The sequence below is a fragment of the Pseudomonas phenolilytica genome, from assembly GCF_021432765.1.
Classification (GTDB): domain Bacteria; phylum Pseudomonadota; class Gammaproteobacteria; order Pseudomonadales; family Pseudomonadaceae; genus Stutzerimonas; species Stutzerimonas phenolilytica.
On the sequence record NZ_CP058908.1, the window covers coordinates 1878421 to 1895370 of the forward strand.

The window sequence follows — 16950 nt, forward strand, 5'->3', positions numbered from 1 at the left end:
GAGCGTTTCTCCTCGGGGAGCGCGGGGCTCCGTGGGCACGCCACCCGCGGTGACCTGCCTCGATGGGGTGCAGGATCAACGAGCGCCCGGAGCCTATCCTTGACGAGAAACAATAAAAGACCGGATATGCCGCCACCGCGCCAGAGCGGCGCGACGTGCGGTTGGGAAGAGCGGAGGGCAGGGCCTGGCGCCGGCGCTGTCGCCGGCGCGCAGGGGGCTGTGGCTAGTTGCCGCGCAGCATCAGCAGGATGACGATCAGTGCGATCAGCAGCGGCCAGGCGAGCAGCAGCAGGCGCCACAGGCGCGGCGCGTGGCGCAGCTCCATGAAGCCTTCGGTGATCAGCCAGGCCTTGCCCAGCGCCACCAGCAGAATGGTGCCGCCGAGCAGCAGGGTCGAACCGGCGCTGCCGAGCAGCACGGTGGTGATGGAGAGCAGGGCCAGTCCCAGCCAGCAGCCAACCAGGACTTTTGAAGCGGACATGGCTACCTCGTCAGTTCAGTACGTACACCAGCGGGAACAGCAACACCCAGACCAGATCGACCATGTGCCAGTAGAGCACGCCGGATTCCATCCCACCGTGGTGTTGCGGTGAGTAGGCGCGGCGCCGGCAGCGCTCGGCCATCCAGCCGAGGATCACCATGCCCAGCAGCACGTGCAGGAAATGGAAGCCGGTGAGGATCCAGTAAAGGGTGAAGAAGCGGTTGTGTTCGAGCCCCAGGCCGAGCGAGGCCAGATGCCCGTACTCGTTCAGCTTGAGCACCACATAGACGCAGGATGACAGCAGCGCGGCGAGCAGCAGCAGGCCGGCGCGGCCCTGGCGGTCGGCGCGCACCTGCTCGACCGCCAGCGCGGCGAACAGCCCCGAGGTCAGCAGGCTGAGCGTCAGCGCCAGGCCGATGGAGCTGTCCAGCGCCTGCCGGCTTTCGGCGAACATCGCCGGATCGAGCAGCTGGGTCACGGCGAAGGCGACGATCAGCAGGGCGAACACGGTCAGCTCGGCGAGGATGAAGAACCACATCGCCAGGTCGCCCGGCAGCCGCCGAACCGGGCGCGTGAGCACCTCAGCCGAAGTGGACATCGACGACCTCCATCAGCGCGGCGACGGTTTGCGGGTCGTCCGACAGCGGCTCGGCGAGACAGGCCAGGCAGGCCTGACGCGGCGTCATGCCGGAGCGGATCATGCGGGCGGTGAAGATCAGCAGACGGGTGGAGGCGACTTCCTCCAGGTCGTGCTGCTCGAGCCGGCGCAGTGCCTGGCCGAGCTTGACCACCTGCGCGGCGAGCGCGGCATCGACCTGGGCCTCGTTGGCGACGATGCGCTCTTCCTCGGCCTGCGGCGGATAGTCGAAGCGCATGGCGACGAAGCGCTGGCGGGTACTGGGCTTCATGCCCTTGAGCAGATTCTGGTAACCGGGGTTGTACGACACCACCAGCATGAAGCCCGGCGGGGCCTTGAGCGCCTCGCCGGTGCGTTCGATGAACAGCTCGCGGCGGTCGTCGGCCAGCGGGTGCAGCACCACGGCGGTGTCCTGGCGTGCCTCGACCACTTCATCGAGGTAGCAGATGCCGCCTTCACGCACTGCCCGGGTCAGCGGGCCGTCCTGCCACCAGGTGCCTTGCGCGCCGATCAGGTGACGGCCGACGAGGTCGGCGGCGGAGAGGTCGTCATGGCAGGCCACGGTATACAGCGGCAATCCCAGACGATGCGCCATGTGCTGCACGAAGCGGGTCTTGCCGCAACCGGTCGGTCCCTTGATCAGCACGGGCATGCCGTGTTGCCAGGCCTGCTCGAACAACGCCTGTTCGTTGCCCAGGGGCTGGTAGAACGGCGCGTCGGGAGTGTCGGCAACTACGGTCAGTCTTTCTGGCGCATTCACGGGCAATACCTCACTGCGGTAGTCGGTTAATCACGAACGACAAACTACCGCTCGCATCGCTGCCCCTCAAGGCATCCGCCGGCAAAGCTTGATCGCGGTCAAGCCCTGCTCGAATTGGTCGCCGCCGGTCAGGCATTTGCTACTCGCAGCGCCAAATGCCGGGCTATCGTCGCCCCCGCGACAAGGCGTCACGCCTAGGGGGTGTCGGGGGGTCTCTTGATTGCCGTCAAGCGCTCGGCGATTTGGGCTCTCCTAGGATGCAACCGCACCAATTAATCACCGGAATTGCCGCACCGCCGTCACTTAGCAGGAATCGCATGAGGCGATTCAGAGGAGAAAACGTATGCGCAAACCACTACTGGCCGGACTTGTCGCCGGCTTTTCGCTGCTCGCTCTGGGCGTAGCCCAGGCGCAAGACACAGCAGAAGACAAAGCCCAGGCCGCTTATAAGAGCCAGGCATCGACCGTCGACCCAGCCAGTGCGCAGGTCGTGCGTTCTCCGGGCGCGCCGGATTTGAGCGCCGGTGAGTTCGAGCAGGCCAAGGAAATCTACTTCCAGCGCTGCGCCGGCTGCCACGGCGTGCTGCGCAAAGGCGCCACCGGCAAGCCGCTGACCCCGGACATCACCCAGGAGCGCGGTCAGGCTTATCTGGAAGCGCTGATCACCTACGGTTCGCCGGCGGGCATGCCCAACTGGGGCACCTCGAACGCGCTGACCAAGGACCAGATCACCTTGATGGCCAAGTACATCCAGCACACCCCGCCGACCCCGCCGGAGTGGGGCATGGCCGAGATGAAGAATTCCTGGAAGGTCCTGGTCAAGCCGGAAGATCGTCCGAAGAAGCAGATGAACGATCTCGACCTGCCGAACCTGTTCTCCGTCACCCTGCGTGACGACGGCAAGATCGCGCTGATCGACGGCGAAACCAAGAAGATCGTCAAGACCATCGACACCGGCTACGCCGTGCACATTTCGCGCATGTCGGCCTCCGGCCGCTACCTGCTGGTGATCGGTCGTGACGCCAAGATCGACATGATCGACCTGTGGGCCAAGGAGCCGACCAAGGTCGCCGAGATCAAGGTAGGTATCGAGGCTCGTTCGGTCGAGACTTCCAAGTACAAGGGCTACGAGGACAAGTACGTCATCGCCGGCGACTACTGGCCGCCGCAGTTCACCATCATGGACGGCGAGACCCTGCAGCCGCTGCAGATCGTCTCCACCCGTGGCATGACTGTGGACAAGCAGGAATACCACCCGGAACCGCGCGTTGCGGCGATCATCGCCTCGCACGAGCATCCCGAGTTCATCGTCAACGTCAAGGAAACCGGCAAGATCCTGCTGGTCAACTACAAGGACATCGACAACCTCACCACCACCAGCATCAACGCCGCGCCGTTCCTGCATGACGGTGGCTGGGACAGCACGCACCGCTACTTCATGACGGCCGCCAACAACTCCAACAAGGTTGCGGTGGTCGACTCCAAGGAGCGCAAGCTGAGCGCGCTGGTAGAAGTCGGCAAGATTCCGCACCCGGGTCGTGGCGCCAACTTCAATCACCCGAAATATGGTCCGGTCTGGGCCACCAGCCACCTGGGCGACGAGAGCATCTCGCTGATCGGTACCGATCCGAAGAATCATCCGCAGTACGCGTGGAAGCACGTCGACACCCTGAAGGGGCAGGGCGGTGGTTCGCTGTTCATCAAGACCCATCCGAAGTCCAAGCACCTGTACCTGGATACCACCTTCCACCCGGATGCCAAGGTCAGCCAGTCGGCCGCGGTGTTCGACATCAGCAACCTGGAAGCGGGCTTCAAGGTTCTGCCGATCGGCGAGTGGGCCGGTCTGAAGGACGGTGCCAAGCGCGTCGTGCAGCCTGAGTACAACGAGGCCGGCGACGAGGTGTGGTTCTCGGTGTGGAGTGGTCAGGAGGAGGAGTCGGCCATCGTGGTGGTTGACGACAAGACCCTGAAACTCAAAACAGTGATCAAGGACAAAAGGTTGATTACCCCAACCGGTAAATTTAACGTCCACAACACTCAGTACGACGTTTACTGAGTTTAGCCCCGGGGGCGGGCCTCAAGATCCGCCCCTTCTTTAGCCTTGAGGAAGTACTCATGAAGAAAGTTCTGCTCCCGCTGCTCGCCCTTGGCGGCGCTCTGGCCCTGCAGCCAGCGCTGGCCCAGGACGGCGAAGCGCTGTTCAAGAGCAAGCCCTGCGCGGCCTGCCACAGCGTCGACGCCAAACTGGTCGGCCCGGCCCTGAAGGAAGTGGCAGCGAAGAATGCCGGCGTTGATGGCGCCGTCGATACGCTGGCCGCCAGCATCAAGAACGGCAGCCAGGGCAAGTGGGGTCCGATCCCGATGCCGCCAAATGCCGTGACCGAAGAAGAAGCCAAGGCCCTGGCTACCTGGGTCCTGAGTCTCAAGTAACACCTCTGGAGGACGCCATGACCCGCTCCCGACACGCAGTATCACGTTTGGGGCTGACCCTGGCGTCCCTCCTCCTGATTCCTGCGGCCCTGGCCGCGGCGCCCGCCGCCGAACGCCAGGCGCAACTCGAGCATCTGCTCCTGCAGGACTGTGGCTCCTGCCACGGCCTGCGCATGACCGGCGGCCTCGGCCCGGCGCTGACTCGCGACGCGCTTGCCGGCAAGCCCCGTGACAGCCTGATCGCCACCGTCACCCACGGTCGCCCCGGTACCGCCATGCCCGGCTGGAAGGCCCTGCTCGACGAGCAGGACATCGCCTGGTTGGTCGATCTGCTTCTGCAAGGATATCCAAAGCCATGAACCGTCCGTCTTTGCTGCTGGCCGCGGCCTGCCTGTTGCTTGGCGCCTGCGCGCAACAACCGCTGCGTGGCAGCGGCGATCTCGGCGTGATCGTCGAGCGTGCCACCGGCAGCCTGCAAATCATCGAGAGCAGCGGGCAGACCCGCCTGGCGCGGGTCGAGGGTTTGGGCGATCTGTCACACGCCTCGGTGGTGTTTTCACGCGATCAGCGCTTCGCCTACGTGTTCGGCCGCGACGGCGGGCTGACCAAGGTCGACCTGCTCGAACAGCGCATCGACAAGCGTGTGGTGCAGGCTGGCAACAGCATCGGCGGCGCGATCAGCCAGGACGGTACGCTGATCGCCGTCGGCAACTACGAGCCGGGTGGCGTCAAGGTATTCGACGCCCAGACGCTCGAACTGGTCGCCGACATTCCGGCCACGCCGCTGGCCGATGGCAGCCGCAATTCGCGCGTGGTCGGCGTCACCGACGTACCCGGCAAGCGTTTCATCTACAGCCTGTTCGATACCAACGAGACCTGGCTGCTGGATTTCAGTCAGGGCAACACCCCGCAGATCACGCGTTTCGACAATATCGGCAAACAACCCTACGACGCCTTGCTGACGCCCGAAGGCCGCTATTACATCGCTGGCCTGTTCGGTGAAGACGGCATGGGCAAGATCGATCTGTGGCACCCGGAGAAGGGCGTCGAGCGCATTCTCGATGGTTACGGTCGCGGCCAGGAAAAACTACCGGTCTACAAGATGCCGCATCTGGAAGGTTGGACCGTCGCCGGTAACCAGACCTTCGTCCCGGCCATCGGCCAGCACCGCGTGCTGGTGATGGATTCGCAGAACTGGAAGCAGACCGACGCCATCGATGTCGCCGGTCAGCCGGTGTTCGTCATGGCGCGGCCCGACGCGCGGCAGATCTGGGTCAACTTCGCCCACCCGGACAACCACCGGATTCAGGTCATCGACAGCGAAACGCACAAGCTCATCGCCGACCTCGAGCCGGGACCCGCGGTGCTGCACATGGAATTCACCGCGCGCGGTGACCAGCTCTGGCTGTCGGTGCGCGACGGCAACGAAGTCCAGGTGTGGGACCCGTACCGCCTGCAACTGCTCAAGCGCCTGCCGGCCGAAAGCCCGAGCGGCATCTTCTTCAGCAGTCGCGCGCACGAAACGGGGTTGTGACCATGATGATCGACGATCTCAGCCGCCGCCTGATCGACCGCTATCAGCACGGCATGCCCTTGTGCGCCGAACCCTATCGCGCGATGGCCGACGAGCTGGGTTGCGCCGAAAGCGAGGTGCTGGCGCGCCTGGAACAACTGCAGGAGTTCGGCGGCCTGTCGCGGATCGGTCCGGTGTTCGAGCACAGCCGTGCCGGCGCCAGCACCCTGGTTGCGCTGGCCGTGCCGCAAGCGCGGCTGGAACAGGTTGCCGCGCGCATCAGCGCCTTTCCCGAGGTTAACCACAACTATCTGCGCGAGCACCACTACAACCTGTGGTTCGTGCTGACCGGCCCGGACCGCCCGCATCTCGATCGCCTGCTGGCCGAGATCGAGGCCGATACCGGCCTGGTGCCGCTCGACCTGCCGATGCTGCATGCCTACCGCATCGATCTCGGCTTTCCGTTGGGAGAACCGTCATGAGCATTGCGCTGAACGATCTGCAGGCGATGCACCTGCGCCGTCTGCTGGAGGCCGGCCTGCCGCTGGCGGCACGGCCCTATCGGCAGCTCGCCGAGCAGATCGGCAGCAGCGAGGAGCAGGTGCTCGATCAGGTCCGGCTCTGGCAGGAGGACGGCTTGTTCCGCCGCGTCGGGCTGGTGCTCAAGCATCGCGCGCTGGGTTTTCGGGCCAACGCCATGCTGGTGCTGGACATCCCCGATGCCGAAGTCGATGAGGTCGGGCGCCGGCTCGGCCAGGCCGTTGGTGTCAATCTCTGCTACCAGCGCCCGCGGCGGTTGCCGCAGTGGCCGTACAACCTGTTCTGCATGGTTCACGGGCGTGAGCGCGAGCAGGTCTGCCAGCTGATCGAGACACTGCTCGCCGAGCATGGCCTCAGCGAGGTGCCGCACCAGTTGCTGTTCAGCACCCGCGCCTACAAGCAGTGCGGCGGCCGTTATGCCCCGCCGCTGGCCAGAGAGGCTGCGCATGGATGACTTCGACCGCCAGCTGATCAACCGCCTGCAGCATGGTCTGCCACTCGTGCGGCGGCCGTGGCAGGCGCTGGCCGAGGAGCTCGGGAGCAGCTCCGAGGTGCTGCGCGCGCGCGTGCAGGCGTTGCTGGACGACGGTACGCTGACCCGCTTCGGTCCCATGTTCGATATCGAGCGCTTGGGCGGCGCTTTCACTCTCGCGGCTTTGTCCGTTCCGGAGGAGCGCTTCGACGAGGTGGCGGCGATTCTTGACGCCATGCCGGAGGTCGCACACAACTACCGGCGCGAGCACGCGTGGAACATGTGGTTCGTGCTCGGCTGCGCGACCCCGGAGGGGATCGCCGAAACCATTGCGCGGATCGAGGCGCAGACTGGCTTGCCGGTGCTCAACCTGCCGAAGGAGGAGACCTACCATGTCGGATTGCACTTCCCCGTTTGACGCCCAGTTGCATCGGCGTTTGGTCGAGCTCACCGAGGCCGGGTTGCCGCTGGTCGACGATCCCTGGGCCTGGCTGGCCGATGAGCTGGGGCTGGAGGTGGATGCGACGCTCGCCTTGCTGCAGCGCCTGCAGGCGGGCGGAGCGATCCGTCGGATCGCTGCCGTGCCCAACCACTACCGGCTGGGTTACCGGCACAACGGCATGACCGTCTGGGACGTCGACGATGCCCAGATGGCCCGCCTCGGCCCGCTGATCGGTTCCCAAGCCTTCGTTAGTCACTGCTATCGGCGGCCACGCCGCGACGGTTGGCGCTACAACCTCTTCGCGATGGTGCACGGGCGCGACGCGCGCGACATCGACGCCTATCGCAACCAGATCCGAGCGCTGCTCGGCGAAGCCTGCCGGGCGGACGAAATGCTGGTGTCCAGCCGTATTCTGAAGAAGACCGGCCTGCGCGTGGCCGCTCAGCGCGGCGCCTGAACGTCGGGCTTAGGCGGGTACTCCTGCTGCCTGCCGCTCTGGCATCGGAGCTGGCGCATTTTTGCGCAGGCGCCGGTGATTTTCCCTTCGCGTAATGCCCGACTGTTGTGTTCAGGTTTTTCTTGATTGCCATCAAGCAGGTTTCGATAGGCGCCTTCTTAAACTGGCCACGCCAAGCCATGAGGAGGCGACCATGTCCGAGACCTTCACCAAGGGGATGGCCAGGAATATTTACTTCGGGGGAAGCGTGTTCTTCTTCCTGGTATTCCTAGGCCTGACCTATCACACAGAACAGACCTTTCCCGAGCGAACCAACGAGTCGGAAATCACCGAAGCGGTGGTGCGCGGCAAGGCGGTCTGGGAAAACAACAACTGCATCGGCTGTCACAGCCTGCTTGGTGAAGGCGCCTACTTCGCGCCGGAGCTGGGCAACGTGTTCGTCCGTCGCGGTGGCGATGAGGCCTTCAAGCCTTTCCTGCACGCCTGGATGAAGGCTCAGCCCCTTGGGGCACCGGGTCGTCGCGCCATGCCGCAGTTCAACCTGACCGAACAGCAAGTGGACGATATGGCGGAGTTCCTCAAGTGGACTTCGAAGATCGATACCAACAACTGGCCGCCAAACAAGGAAGGTTGAGTTGATGAACGTCTTTGTTTCCGAATCCTTAGGAGGGCTACGAGATGGGCATCATTAACCCGCATCTCAAATTCCAATCGCAGGCTGTTGCCAAACCTTACTTCGTGTTTGCGCTGATGCTGTTCGTCGGCCAGATTCTGTTCGGTCTGATCATGGGTCTGCAGTATGTGGTGGGTGACTTCCTGTTCCCGCTGCTGCCGTTCAACGTGGCCCGTATGGTCCACACTAACCTGTTGATCGTCTGGCTGCTGTTCGGCTTCATGGGCGCGGCCTACTACCTCATTCCCGAGGAAGCGGATCGCGAACTGCACAGTCCCAAACTGGCCATCATCCTGTTCTGGGTGTTTGCCGCGGCGGGCGTGCTGACGATTCTCGGCTACCTGTTCGTGCCCTACGCCGGTCTGGCGGAGCTGACTCACAACGAACTGCTGCCGACGATGGGACGCGAGTTCCTCGAACAACCGACGATTACCAAGATCGGTATCGTGGTGGTGGCCCTGGGCTTCCTCTACAACATCGGTATGACCATGCTCAAAGGTCGCAAGACCGTGGTCAGCACGGTCATGATGACCGGCCTGATCGGCCTGGCGGTGTTCTTCCTGTTCTCCTTCTACAACCCGGAAAACCTGGCGCGCGACAAGTACTACTGGTGGTTCGTGGTGCACCTGTGGGTGGAAGGCGTGTGGGAACTGATCATGGGTTCGATGCTGGCCTTCGTCCTGATCAAGATCACCGGCGTTGACCGTGAAGTGGTCGAGAAGTGGCTGTACGTGATCATCGCCATGGCTCTGATCACCGGCATCATCGGTACTGGTCACCACTTCTTCTGGATCGGTGCGCCGACCGTGTGGCTGTGGCTGGGCTCGATCTTCTCCGCTCTGGAACCGCTGCCATTCTTCGCCATGGTGCTGTTCGCCTTCAACATGGTGAACCGTCGTCGCCGGGAGCACCCGAACCGTGCCGCCGCGATCTGGGCAATGGGCACTACTGTGACGGCGTTCCTTGGTGCCGGCGTGTGGGGCTTCCTGCACACCCTGGCTCCGGTGAACTACTACACCCACGGTTCGCAGCTCACTGCCGCTCACGGTCACCTGGCGTTCTACGGTGCCTACGCGATGATCATCATGACCATGATCAGCTACGCCATGCCGCGCCTGCGTGGCCTCGGTGAAGCGCCGGACGCTCGTGCGCAGACCGTGGAGATCTGGGGCTTCTGGCTGATGACCATCTCGATGGTGCTGATCACCCTGTTCCTCACCGCCGCAGGCGTGGTCCAGGTCTGGCTGCAACGCATCCCGGCAGATGGCGCCGCCATGTCGTTCATGAACACTACTGACCAGCTGGCCATCTTCTTCTGGCTGCGCCTGATCGCTGGCGTGTTCTTCCTGATCGGCCTGGTCTGCTACCTGTACAGCTTCAAGCAGCGTGGCCGGGTAACGGTCGCCTCGGCAGCCGCCACCGCGGCCTGAGGCGAAGCGTAGTGATGATCGACGGCCCGGCTGGTACTAGCGGGCCGTTTCGCTTTTCAAATGCCTGTACGGAGTAACCCGCCATGGCCTTTACCATCGAAGTGGAAGAGTGGGTCGGCAGTGTCTGGCACCGCTTCATCACCCGCCGCGCCAGCCCGGACTTCCCCGAGGCGTGCGTCGAGCTGGAAAGCATGCAGCGCTCGTTGGCCCTGCTGTTTCGCGCGATGGGCGGGGCCAGCGGCGTCGGTGTCGAAGCTGCCGCAGCGCGGGACATGCTGCTGCGGCGCAACCTGCTGCAACAGGTCGCCGGTACCTGCAAACAGTTGCCGGTGGCCTGGTGTGATCGCAACAACCTTCGGCTTCCGCAAAGCCTCTCGGTGTACCCCGAGGCCGCGCTGAACCAGGATCTCTACCGCTGGCTGGCGCTGCTCGCAGCGCAGGCCGGCGAGATGCGCCACTGGGCGCGTGACAACCAGCGCTGGACTCAACAGTTGCTGGAACAATTTCCCGCCATGCGCCCACGCTATCAGCGGCTGGTCGACGCGCACCTGCTGCTGCGCCCAGACCCGAGCCAGCTGCCCAAGGCCGAGGCCGCGCTGGAGCTGGCGCTGTGTCAGGCATTGCGCGAGCCCGGCAGCGTCAGCCAGTTCCCGCGCAGCGAGCGCGCGCCCTGGCCGCTGCCGTTGTGGCTGTACCCGGCGGAAAACCTCGGCGAGCCGCAAGCCGCCGACCGTGGCGAGGACGGCGAGGGCAATCTGGAAACCCCGCCGGGCGGTGAAGCGCGTCAGCGCAAGCGCGCCAAGCGCGTCGAGGAAAGCACCAGCAAGGGCGGGCTGCTGCTGTTCCGCCTGGAAAATCTGTTCAGCTGGTCCGAACACGTCGAATTGGATCGCTGTGGCGACGATACCGAGGACCTGGACGCCGCGCGCGTCGCCGAGGACCTCGACGAGTTGGCGCTGTCGCGCCAGCGCATGCGTCAGGGCGGCGGACTCAAGCTCGACCTGGACTTGCCGGCGGCGGATTTCGATGACGTGCCGCTGGGTGAGGGCATCAAGCTGCCCGAGTGGGATTACCGCAAGCAGGCCCTGCAGAAGGACTTCGTCAACCTGCAGATGATGCTGCCGCGTGGCTCGGAGGCCAAACCGCTGCCGCTGCATCTGGCGCCGCTGGCACGTCGCCTGCGTCGGCAGTTCGAGCACCTGCGCAATGACCGGCAGTGGCTGCGTCAGCAACCGCAGGGCTCGGAGCTGGATTTGCAGGCCTGGCTGGACTTCCACGTCGAGCGGCAGAACGGCCAGTGTGCCGAGCGTGGGCTGTTCATGGAGCAGCGGCAGAATCGTCGCGACCTGGCCTGTCTGCTGTTGGCCGACCTGTCGATGTCCACCGATGCGCACCTGGACAACGAGCACCGGGTGATCGACGTGATCACCGACAGCCTGCTGCTGTTCGGCGAGGCGCTGTCGGCAGTCGGTGACCCGTTCGCGCTCTACGGCTTTTCCTCGCTGCGTCGCCAGCAGGTGCGCATGCAGGAACTCAAGAGCTTCCGCCAGCCCTATGGTGACGAGACCCGCGGCCGCATCCAGGCGCTCAAGCCCGGCTATTACACCCGCATGGGCGCCGCCATCCGCCAGGCCACCGAGCTGCTCGGTGCCTGCAAGCAGCGGCGCAAGCTGTTGCTGCTGGTCACGGACGGCAAGCCCAACGACCTCGATCTCTATGAAGGCCGCTATGGCGTCGAGGATACCCGCCAGGCGGTGATGGAGGCGCGCAGGCAGGGCCTGCTGCCGTTCTGCATCACCATCGACCGCGAGGCTGGCGACTACCTGCCATATATGTTCGGTGCCAACGGCTACACGCTGATCAAGGAGCCGCAGCAGCTGCCGTTCCGCCTGCCGCAGCTGTACAAGCAGCTGACCCAGCCGTAGCCGCGCAGCACACGGGGCTCATCCGAGGTGAAAACGACAGAGCCGGGCGTAGCCCGGCTCTGTCGTTGCGGCGGCGGGCGTCAGAACGCCAGGTTGGCGGACAGCCAGAGCCGCCGCCCCTCGGGGATGTAGCCGGAGGTCGAGCGGGTGCTGTGGCTGTACTCGCTGACGTAGTCCAGGCCGTTGCTGCCGATGTAGGCGTCGCTGCGCAGGAAGTCCTTGTCGAGCAGGTTGTAGATGGCGGCCTGCAGGGTCAGGTTCTGGCTGGCGCGATAACTGGCGCCGAGGTGGAACAGGCTGTACGCGCCCAGTTCGTTGCCGACCTGATCGTAGACCGCCGCATCGTCACCGCTGAGCGTCGAGCGGGCGTCGAGGAAGCGCAGGGTCTCGCTGCGATATTCGTACGCCAGCCAAGTCTTCAGGCGGTCGGTGGCCTGCCAGTTCAGGCGTGCATTGAGCATGTGGTCGGGCGTGTTGGTCAGTGGCCGGCCCTTGTTGTCGCCACTCTTCTGCTCGCTCTCGGTATAGGTGTAGTTGGCGTTGATCCACCAGGCGTCGGCCAGCGGAATGCGGGTCGCCAGTTCGATGCCCTGGGTCTTCGCTTCGCCGACGTTGACCTGCTGGCTGTAGACGCTCTGGCCGGTGCCGACCAGCCACTGACAGCCGCCGGCACCGGGCGTGGTGGCGCAGTTGACGTCCGGGCCGGACATGATCTTGTCCTTGAACTCGGTGTAGAACAGCGTGCCGTTGGCGTTGAAGCCGGCGAGATTGTCGTAGTACAGGCCGAATTCGTAGCTGGTGGATTGCTCCGGGTCGAGGTCGGGATTGCCGAGGGTCAGGGTGCGGCCCTGGCGCGTCACGCCGTTGATGCCGTCATGCAGGTCGTTGATCGCCGGTGCGCGGTAGCCCTTGCTTACGCCGCCCTTCATGGTCCAGTTGTCGTTGGTGTTCCACACCAGATAGGTGCGCGGCGTGATCTGCCCGCCGAAATCCTCGTGGTCGTCGTAGCGCGCGCCGACGGTGAGGGCGAGGTCGTCGCGGATGCGCCACTCGTTCTCGGCGAACAGCGCCCAGGTGGTCTGCTCGAAGGTGTCCAGCGCGATGCCGTCGTCCAGCTCGGCCTCCCACCACTGGCCACCGAGCGTCAGCAGGTTGGCCTCGCCGAGCGGCATCACCAGCTTGCTGTCGAACACCAGGTTGGTGGCCTTCAGTTCGCGATCGGACCCGGCGATCACCCCGGGCAGTACGGCATTGGTGGGGTTGCCGAGAGTACCAGGGTTGGTACGGCCAATGGTTTCGGTGGTGTTGCGCATCAGGCTCGAATCCAGCGTGCCGAAGGCGAAGCGCCCGGTGTGCGCCAGCGTCGCCGATTCGCGCTCGAAACGCAGTTCGTCGCGGTAGCCCCAGGCGCTGGTGGATGCGGTGGTGCAGTCGTCCTGATCGAGCCCGTCCAGGCTGCCGAGCTGGCAGTTGTCGTTGCCATAGGTCTGGATCGAGCGATCCAGGTCCAGGGAAATGTCGTGATCCTGGTTGGGGGTGAAGGCCAGCCGGCCGCCGGCGCTCCAGTTCTCGGCTTCCACCGGCGACGGGCCGCGGGTACTCAGTGGCAGGTGTGAATCGGAGAATTCCAGGCTGGCGCTCTCGCGGTCGTAGAAACTGCCGCGCAGCGCCAGGCCCAGCTTGTCGTCGATCAGCGGGCCGCTGCTGTAGAAGTTGATCTTCGAGCTATCGCCGTAGTCGCTGTGCTCCTGCACGGTATGCTCGACGCCAACCGACGAGGCCCATTCCTTGCCGACCTTGCGGGTGATGATGTTGACCACCCCGCCGAGCGCATCGGAGCCGTACAGAGTGGACATCGGACCGCGGATGACCTCGATCCGCTCGATCGCCGAGGGCGGCGGCATGAAGCTGGTGGAGGTTTCACCGAAGCCGTTGGGCGCAACGTCGCCGGGAGCATTCTGGCGGCGGCCGTCGATGAGGATCAGTGTGTATTCGCTGGGCATGCCGCGGATGCTGATGTTCAGTCCGCCGGTCTTGCCGGTGTTGCCATGCACGTCCACGCCTTCAACGTCCTGCAGTGCTTCGGCGATGCTGCTGAAGCGCTTTTCCTGCAGTTCTTCCCGAGTGATCACGCTGATGCTCGCTGGCGCCTCGGTGATCTTCTGCTCGAAGCCGGTGGCGCTGACAACCATGCTGTCCAGCGTGACCGGAGAAGACTGGGCCATGACACCAAGGCTGCTGCCGAGCAGGGCGGCGGCGAGGGCGGTACGGGCAAAGGGAACGGACATGCGAACTCCTATCGATGCGCAGTGCAATTTTGCGGCGCATGATAATTACTCGCAGTTGATATGTTTCATCATTCGCGCCTGAGAAGTTCTCTCTTAAGCGCTCTTGCACGCTACAAGCCGCGCGACACGCGGGCTTGCAGCGTTGTAAGAAATTGTTGCGGCGGCTCGGCGGTGCGCTTGCGTCAGGGCAGCTGCACTTCAATCGTGCCATCGGCCGTGACGCTGATCTCGCGGGTGCCGGCTTCGATCTCTGGCGTGGGCATGGCGTCCCGGCTGAACTTCATCGACGCGCTGCGCATCTCCGGCTGGTAACCACCGCCACTGCCGAGGTTCAGGTTGACCAGACGATAGCCCGAGCCGCCCAGCGCTTCGGTAGCCAGCTGGGCGCGGGCGCGAAAGGCCGCCACGGCATCCTTGAGCAGTGCATCCTCGTTCTGCTTGCGGATCGGATCGGACACGCTGAAGTGCATGTCGCCCATCTTCAGGCTCTTCATCAGCTCGCCGGTCAGCTGCGACAGCGCCGCGAAATCGCCGCTCTCCAGGCGTAGCTCGGCTCGCTCGCGCCAGCCGACGATCCGCTGGCCCTTGTCGTCATAGACCGGGTAGCTGCTGCGGCTGCCCTGACTGACGATCACGCCCTTGGCCTGGCGGGCCTGCCGCAGCGCCTGATTCAGCGAGTGGGTAGTCTGCGCGGCAAGCTGGGCTGGATCCTCATGCTGTGCTTCGCTGTAGAGGGTGACGTGCATGCGGTCGTGCGCCACTTCGCTGCTGACTTCGGCGCGCAGCGAGACCTGGTTGTAGCGTGGCTCCGTGGCGCCGGCCGGCAGGCTGGCGCAGCCGGCGAGAACGGCCAGCAGAACGGTGGTGCGAGAAATGGGGTAGTACATGAAGGCTCCTGGGCTTGAACGCCGGCAATCGCGACGGCAGGCGGAAACTTTAACCGTGACGAACGCTCCGTGCAGCGAATCTCTGCGTCGCGTTGCCGCATGGAGATTGTCCGACGGGTGGCTTGGTTATACTCGGCGCATCTTTGGAGACTCCATGTACGCATCCGTTCAGCTGCTTTCGGCCAGCCGTCAGAACCTTCGGCTTCTGATTCTGATACGTGTCCTCGTGCTGGCTGCGCAGGCCGGTGCGGTGGGGCTCGCCTATGCGACCCAGGTGTTGACGCTGCCGTGGGTGGCGCTGGGCATCACGCTCGCGATCTCCGGCTTGGTGTGTCTTGGCGCGGCACTGCGCCTGCGTGGCCCCTGGCCGGTGACCGAGCTGGAATATGCCGTGCATCTGGGCTTCGATCTGCTGATCCACAGCGCATTGCTGTATTACTCGGGGGGCTCGACCAACCCCTTCGTCTCCTACTATCTGGTACCGCTGACCATCGCCGCCGCGACGCTGCCGTGGCTGTATACCCTGGCGCTGGCCGGGCTCGCGCTGGCGGGTTACACGCTGATGCTGGTGTGGTACGACCCGATCACCCTGCCGTCGGTGGAGCGCGCGACGCTGCTGGTCTATGGCATGTGGCTGAGCTTCGCACTGGCTGCCGCGTTGATCACGTTCTTCGTTGCGCGCATGGGCGAACAGTTGCGCAGACAGGCGCAATTGCAGGCCCAACGCCGCGAGGAAAGCTTGCGCGATCAGCAGCTGCTGGCCGTCGCCACCCAGGCCGCCGGCGCCGCGCACGAGCTCGGCACGCCGCTGGCGACCATGAGCGTGCTGCTCAAGGAGCTGCGCCAGGAGTACAAGGAGCCGCAGCTGAACGAAGACCTCGGGCTGCTGCAGTCGCAGGTACAGCTGTGCAAGGAGAGCCTGCGTCAGCTGGTGCGCGCCGCCGAAGCCGACCGGCGTCAGGCGATCGTCGAGCAGACGGCGCGTGAATGGGTCGATGCGGTGCTGCAGCGCTGGCATCTGATGCGTCCGGAGGCGACCTATCGCTTCCAGTGTGTCGGTCGTGGCAGCGCACCGCGCCTGATGCCGCCGGCCGACCTCAGCCAGTCGTTGCTCAACCTGCTGAACAATGCCACCGACGCCAGCCCCGAGGATCTGGACATCCGTCTGGACTGGGATGCGCAATGGATCAAACTGACCATCCGCGATCATGGCGCCGGGGTTCCCCTGGCCATTGCCGAGCAGATCGGCCGCCCCTTCATCACCACCAAAGGCAAGGGCTTCGGTCTCGGCCTGTTCCTCAGCCAGGCCAGCGTGACGCGCGCCGGCGGAACGGTGAAGCTCTACAATCACGAAGAAGGTGGCACACTTACCGAACTGCGCCTGCCGCATGGTTCGGTACGCGCCTGATCTGATCGTGACCCCATTGCGAGGAATGCATACATGACCGACGAGTTGCAGCACGAGGGCGAAGAACAACCCCACCTGCTACTGGTAGATGACGATCCTACGTTCACTCGCGTGATGGCCCGGGCCATGAGCCGTCGCGGCCTACGGGTGAGCATCGCCGGCTCGGCTGACGAGGGGCTGGCACTGGCCCGCCAGGACATCCCGGATTACGCCGTGCTCGACCTGAAGATGGAAGGCGATTCGGGGCTGGTGCTGCTGCCCAAACTGCTCGAACTCGACGCCGAGATGCGCGTGCTGATCCTCACGGGTTACTCGAGCATCGCCACCGCGGTAGAGGCGATCAAGCGCGGTGCCTGCAACTACCTGTGCAAGCCGGCCGATGCCGACGACGTGCTGGCCGCACTGCTGTCGCAGCATGCCGATCTCGACAGTCTGGTGCCGGAAAACCCGATGTCGGTCGACCGCCTGCAGTGGGAACACATCCAGCGCGTGCTCAACGAGCATGACGGCAACATCTCGGCGACGGCGCGCGCCCTCGGCATGCATCGCCGTACTCTGCAGCGCAAGCTGCAGAAGCGTCCGGTCCGGCGTTAAAACCGGCCGCGAC

At 64.6% G+C, this 16950-nt stretch carries 18 protein-coding genes; 13 read left to right on the top strand and 5 right to left on the bottom strand.

Going from position 1 to position 16950, the window contains the following annotated elements:
- Window positions 1–223 precede the first annotated feature (223 nt).
- From HU825_RS08980 to HU825_RS08990, 3 genes are read right to left on the bottom strand one after another with little or no spacing between them, the layout of a single operon-like run.
- Window positions 224–481, bottom strand: a complete 258-nt coding sequence (locus tag HU825_RS08980; RefSeq protein WP_003287403.1) for a cytochrome C oxidase subunit IV family protein — start codon at window positions 479–481, stop codon at window positions 224–226.
- A 10-nt stretch (window positions 482–491) separates the two neighbouring features.
- Window positions 492–1079 carry a cytochrome c oxidase subunit 3 gene (locus HU825_RS08985; RefSeq protein WP_003287401.1) on the bottom strand — a complete coding sequence of 196 codons (588 nt, stop codon included), beginning with the start codon at window positions 1077–1079 and terminating at the stop codon, window positions 492–494.
- Entirely contained in the window at window positions 1063–1860 is a 798-nt protein-coding gene (locus HU825_RS08990) for a CbbQ/NirQ/NorQ/GpvN family protein (protein WP_178099735.1), read from the bottom strand. The genes HU825_RS08985 and HU825_RS08990 overlap by 17 nt, the downstream gene beginning before the upstream one ends.
- Before the next feature lie 361 nt (window positions 1861–2221).
- Between HU825_RS08990 and nirS the strand changes: the two genes are divergently transcribed.
- From nirS to HU825_RS09045, 11 genes are all read left to right on the top strand, one after another.
- Entirely contained in the window at window positions 2222–3934 is a 1713-nt protein-coding gene (gene nirS, locus HU825_RS08995; protein ID WP_054093553.1) for a nitrite reductase, read from the top strand.
- Between the two features lie 59 nt (window positions 3935–3993).
- On the top strand, window positions 3994–4308 hold the full coding sequence (locus HU825_RS09000) for a c-type cytochrome (protein ID WP_003287397.1): 315 nt from the start codon (window positions 3994–3996) through the stop codon (window positions 4306–4308).
- Window positions 4309–4325: 17 nt separating this feature from the next.
- Entirely contained in the window at window positions 4326–4667 is a 342-nt protein-coding gene (locus HU825_RS09005; RefSeq protein WP_054093554.1) for a c-type cytochrome, read from the top strand.
- Window positions 4664–5842, top strand: coding sequence for a cytochrome D1 domain-containing protein (locus tag HU825_RS09010; RefSeq protein ID WP_138299310.1), 1179 nt, complete (start codon window positions 4664–4666; stop codon window positions 5840–5842). Before HU825_RS09005 ends, HU825_RS09010 begins: the two co-directional genes overlap by 4 nt.
- A gap of 2 nt (window positions 5843–5844) precedes the next feature.
- Window positions 5845–6303 (top strand): Lrp/AsnC family transcriptional regulator, encoded by a 459-nt coding sequence (locus HU825_RS09015; protein ID WP_043295767.1) that lies wholly within the window; start codon window positions 5845–5847, stop codon window positions 6301–6303.
- Entirely contained in the window at window positions 6300–6815 is a 516-nt protein-coding gene (gene ahbB / locus HU825_RS09020) for a siroheme decarboxylase subunit beta (protein WP_156716286.1), read from the top strand. The genes HU825_RS09015 and ahbB (HU825_RS09020) overlap by 4 nt, the downstream gene beginning before the upstream one ends.
- Window positions 6808–7251 (top strand): Lrp/AsnC family transcriptional regulator, encoded by a 444-nt coding sequence (locus tag HU825_RS09025; protein WP_234303338.1) that lies wholly within the window; start codon window positions 6808–6810, stop codon window positions 7249–7251. The genes ahbB (HU825_RS09020) and HU825_RS09025 overlap by 8 nt, the downstream gene beginning before the upstream one ends.
- A complete protein-coding gene (ahbB, locus tag HU825_RS09030; RefSeq protein WP_234303339.1) occupies window positions 7226–7732 on the top strand; it encodes a siroheme decarboxylase subunit beta in 507 nt (168 codons plus the stop codon). The genes HU825_RS09025 and ahbB (HU825_RS09030) overlap by 26 nt, the downstream gene beginning before the upstream one ends.
- Window positions 7733–7925: 193 nt before the next feature.
- Window positions 7926–8366, top strand: a complete 441-nt coding sequence (locus tag HU825_RS09035) for a c-type cytochrome (RefSeq protein ID WP_043295771.1) — start codon at window positions 7926–7928, stop codon at window positions 8364–8366.
- Window positions 8367–8410: 44 nt separating this feature from the next.
- Window positions 8411–9835 (top strand): cbb3-type cytochrome c oxidase subunit I, encoded by a 1425-nt coding sequence (locus tag HU825_RS09040; RefSeq protein ID WP_234303340.1) that lies wholly within the window; start codon window positions 8411–8413, stop codon window positions 9833–9835.
- 83 nt (window positions 9836–9918) lie between these two features.
- Window positions 9919–11760 (top strand): nitric oxide reductase activation protein NorD, encoded by a 1842-nt coding sequence (locus HU825_RS09045; protein WP_138299311.1) that lies wholly within the window; start codon window positions 9919–9921, stop codon window positions 11758–11760.
- Between the two features lie 80 nt (window positions 11761–11840).
- On the opposite strand, the gene HU825_RS09050 is transcribed toward HU825_RS09045, so the two are convergent.
- Both HU825_RS09050 and HU825_RS09055 read right to left on the bottom strand, forming a co-directional pair.
- Window positions 11841–14048 carry a TonB-dependent receptor domain-containing protein gene (locus HU825_RS09050; protein ID WP_234303341.1) on the bottom strand — a complete coding sequence of 736 codons (2208 nt, stop codon included), beginning with the start codon at window positions 14046–14048 and terminating at the stop codon, window positions 11841–11843.
- A gap of 182 nt (window positions 14049–14230) precedes the next feature.
- A complete protein-coding gene (locus HU825_RS09055) occupies window positions 14231–14935 on the bottom strand; it encodes an SIMPL domain-containing protein (RefSeq protein WP_234303342.1) in 705 nt (234 codons plus the stop codon).
- 154 nt (window positions 14936–15089) lie between these two features.
- On the opposite strand from HU825_RS09055, the gene HU825_RS09060 reads away from it, so the two are divergent.
- Both HU825_RS09060 and HU825_RS09065 read left to right on the top strand, forming a co-directional pair.
- Window positions 15090–16343, top strand: coding sequence for an ATP-binding protein (locus tag HU825_RS09060; RefSeq protein WP_043295776.1), 1254 nt, complete (start codon window positions 15090–15092; stop codon window positions 16341–16343).
- Between the two features lie 33 nt (window positions 16344–16376).
- The gene (locus HU825_RS09065) at window positions 16377–16937 is read left to right on the top strand and encodes a response regulator transcription factor (protein ID WP_003287379.1); all 561 of its coding nucleotides are present in this window, start codon (window positions 16377–16379) and stop codon (window positions 16935–16937) included.
- Window positions 16938–16950: the final 13 nt, after the last annotated feature.

What these genes read in the sequence shown, in the direction of transcription:
- HU825_RS08980 (WP_003287403.1), bottom strand. Translation starts at nt 481, where the DNA reads ATGTCCGCTTCAAAAGTCCTGGTTGGCTGCTGGCTGGGACTGGCCCTG.
- HU825_RS08985 (WP_003287401.1), bottom strand. Translation starts at nt 1,079, where the DNA reads ATGTCCACTTCGGCTGAGGTGCTCACGCGCCCGGTTCGGCGGCTGCCG.
- nirS (WP_054093553.1), top strand. Translation starts at nt 2,222, where the DNA reads ATGCGCAAACCACTACTGGCCGGACTTGTCGCCGGCTTTTCGCTGCTC.
- HU825_RS09000 (WP_003287397.1), top strand. Translation starts at nt 3,994, where the DNA reads ATGAAGAAAGTTCTGCTCCCGCTGCTCGCCCTTGGCGGCGCTCTGGCC.
- HU825_RS09005 (WP_054093554.1), top strand. Translation starts at nt 4,326, where the DNA reads ATGACCCGCTCCCGACACGCAGTATCACGTTTGGGGCTGACCCTGGCG.
- HU825_RS09010 (WP_138299310.1), top strand. Translation starts at nt 4,664, where the DNA reads ATGAACCGTCCGTCTTTGCTGCTGGCCGCGGCCTGCCTGTTGCTTGGC.
- HU825_RS09015 (WP_043295767.1), top strand. Translation starts at nt 5,845, where the DNA reads ATGATGATCGACGATCTCAGCCGCCGCCTGATCGACCGCTATCAGCAC.
- ahbB (WP_156716286.1), top strand. Translation starts at nt 6,300, where the DNA reads ATGAGCATTGCGCTGAACGATCTGCAGGCGATGCACCTGCGCCGTCTG.
- HU825_RS09025 (WP_234303338.1), top strand. Translation starts at nt 6,808, where the DNA reads ATGGATGACTTCGACCGCCAGCTGATCAACCGCCTGCAGCATGGTCTG.
- ahbB (WP_234303339.1), top strand. Translation starts at nt 7,226, where the DNA reads ATGTCGGATTGCACTTCCCCGTTTGACGCCCAGTTGCATCGGCGTTTG.
- HU825_RS09035 (WP_043295771.1), top strand. Translation starts at nt 7,926, where the DNA reads ATGTCCGAGACCTTCACCAAGGGGATGGCCAGGAATATTTACTTCGGG.
- HU825_RS09040 (WP_234303340.1), top strand. Translation starts at nt 8,411, where the DNA reads ATGGGCATCATTAACCCGCATCTCAAATTCCAATCGCAGGCTGTTGCC.
- HU825_RS09045 (WP_138299311.1), top strand. Translation starts at nt 9,919, where the DNA reads ATGGCCTTTACCATCGAAGTGGAAGAGTGGGTCGGCAGTGTCTGGCAC.
- HU825_RS09050 (WP_234303341.1), bottom strand. Translation starts at nt 14,048, where the DNA reads ATGTCCGTTCCCTTTGCCCGTACCGCCCTCGCCGCCGCCCTGCTCGGC.
- HU825_RS09055 (WP_234303342.1), bottom strand. Translation starts at nt 14,935, where the DNA reads ATGTACTACCCCATTTCTCGCACCACCGTTCTGCTGGCCGTTCTCGCC.
- HU825_RS09060 (WP_043295776.1), top strand. Translation starts at nt 15,090, where the DNA reads ATGTACGCATCCGTTCAGCTGCTTTCGGCCAGCCGTCAGAACCTTCGG.
- HU825_RS09065 (WP_003287379.1), top strand. Translation starts at nt 16,377, where the DNA reads ATGACCGACGAGTTGCAGCACGAGGGCGAAGAACAACCCCACCTGCTA.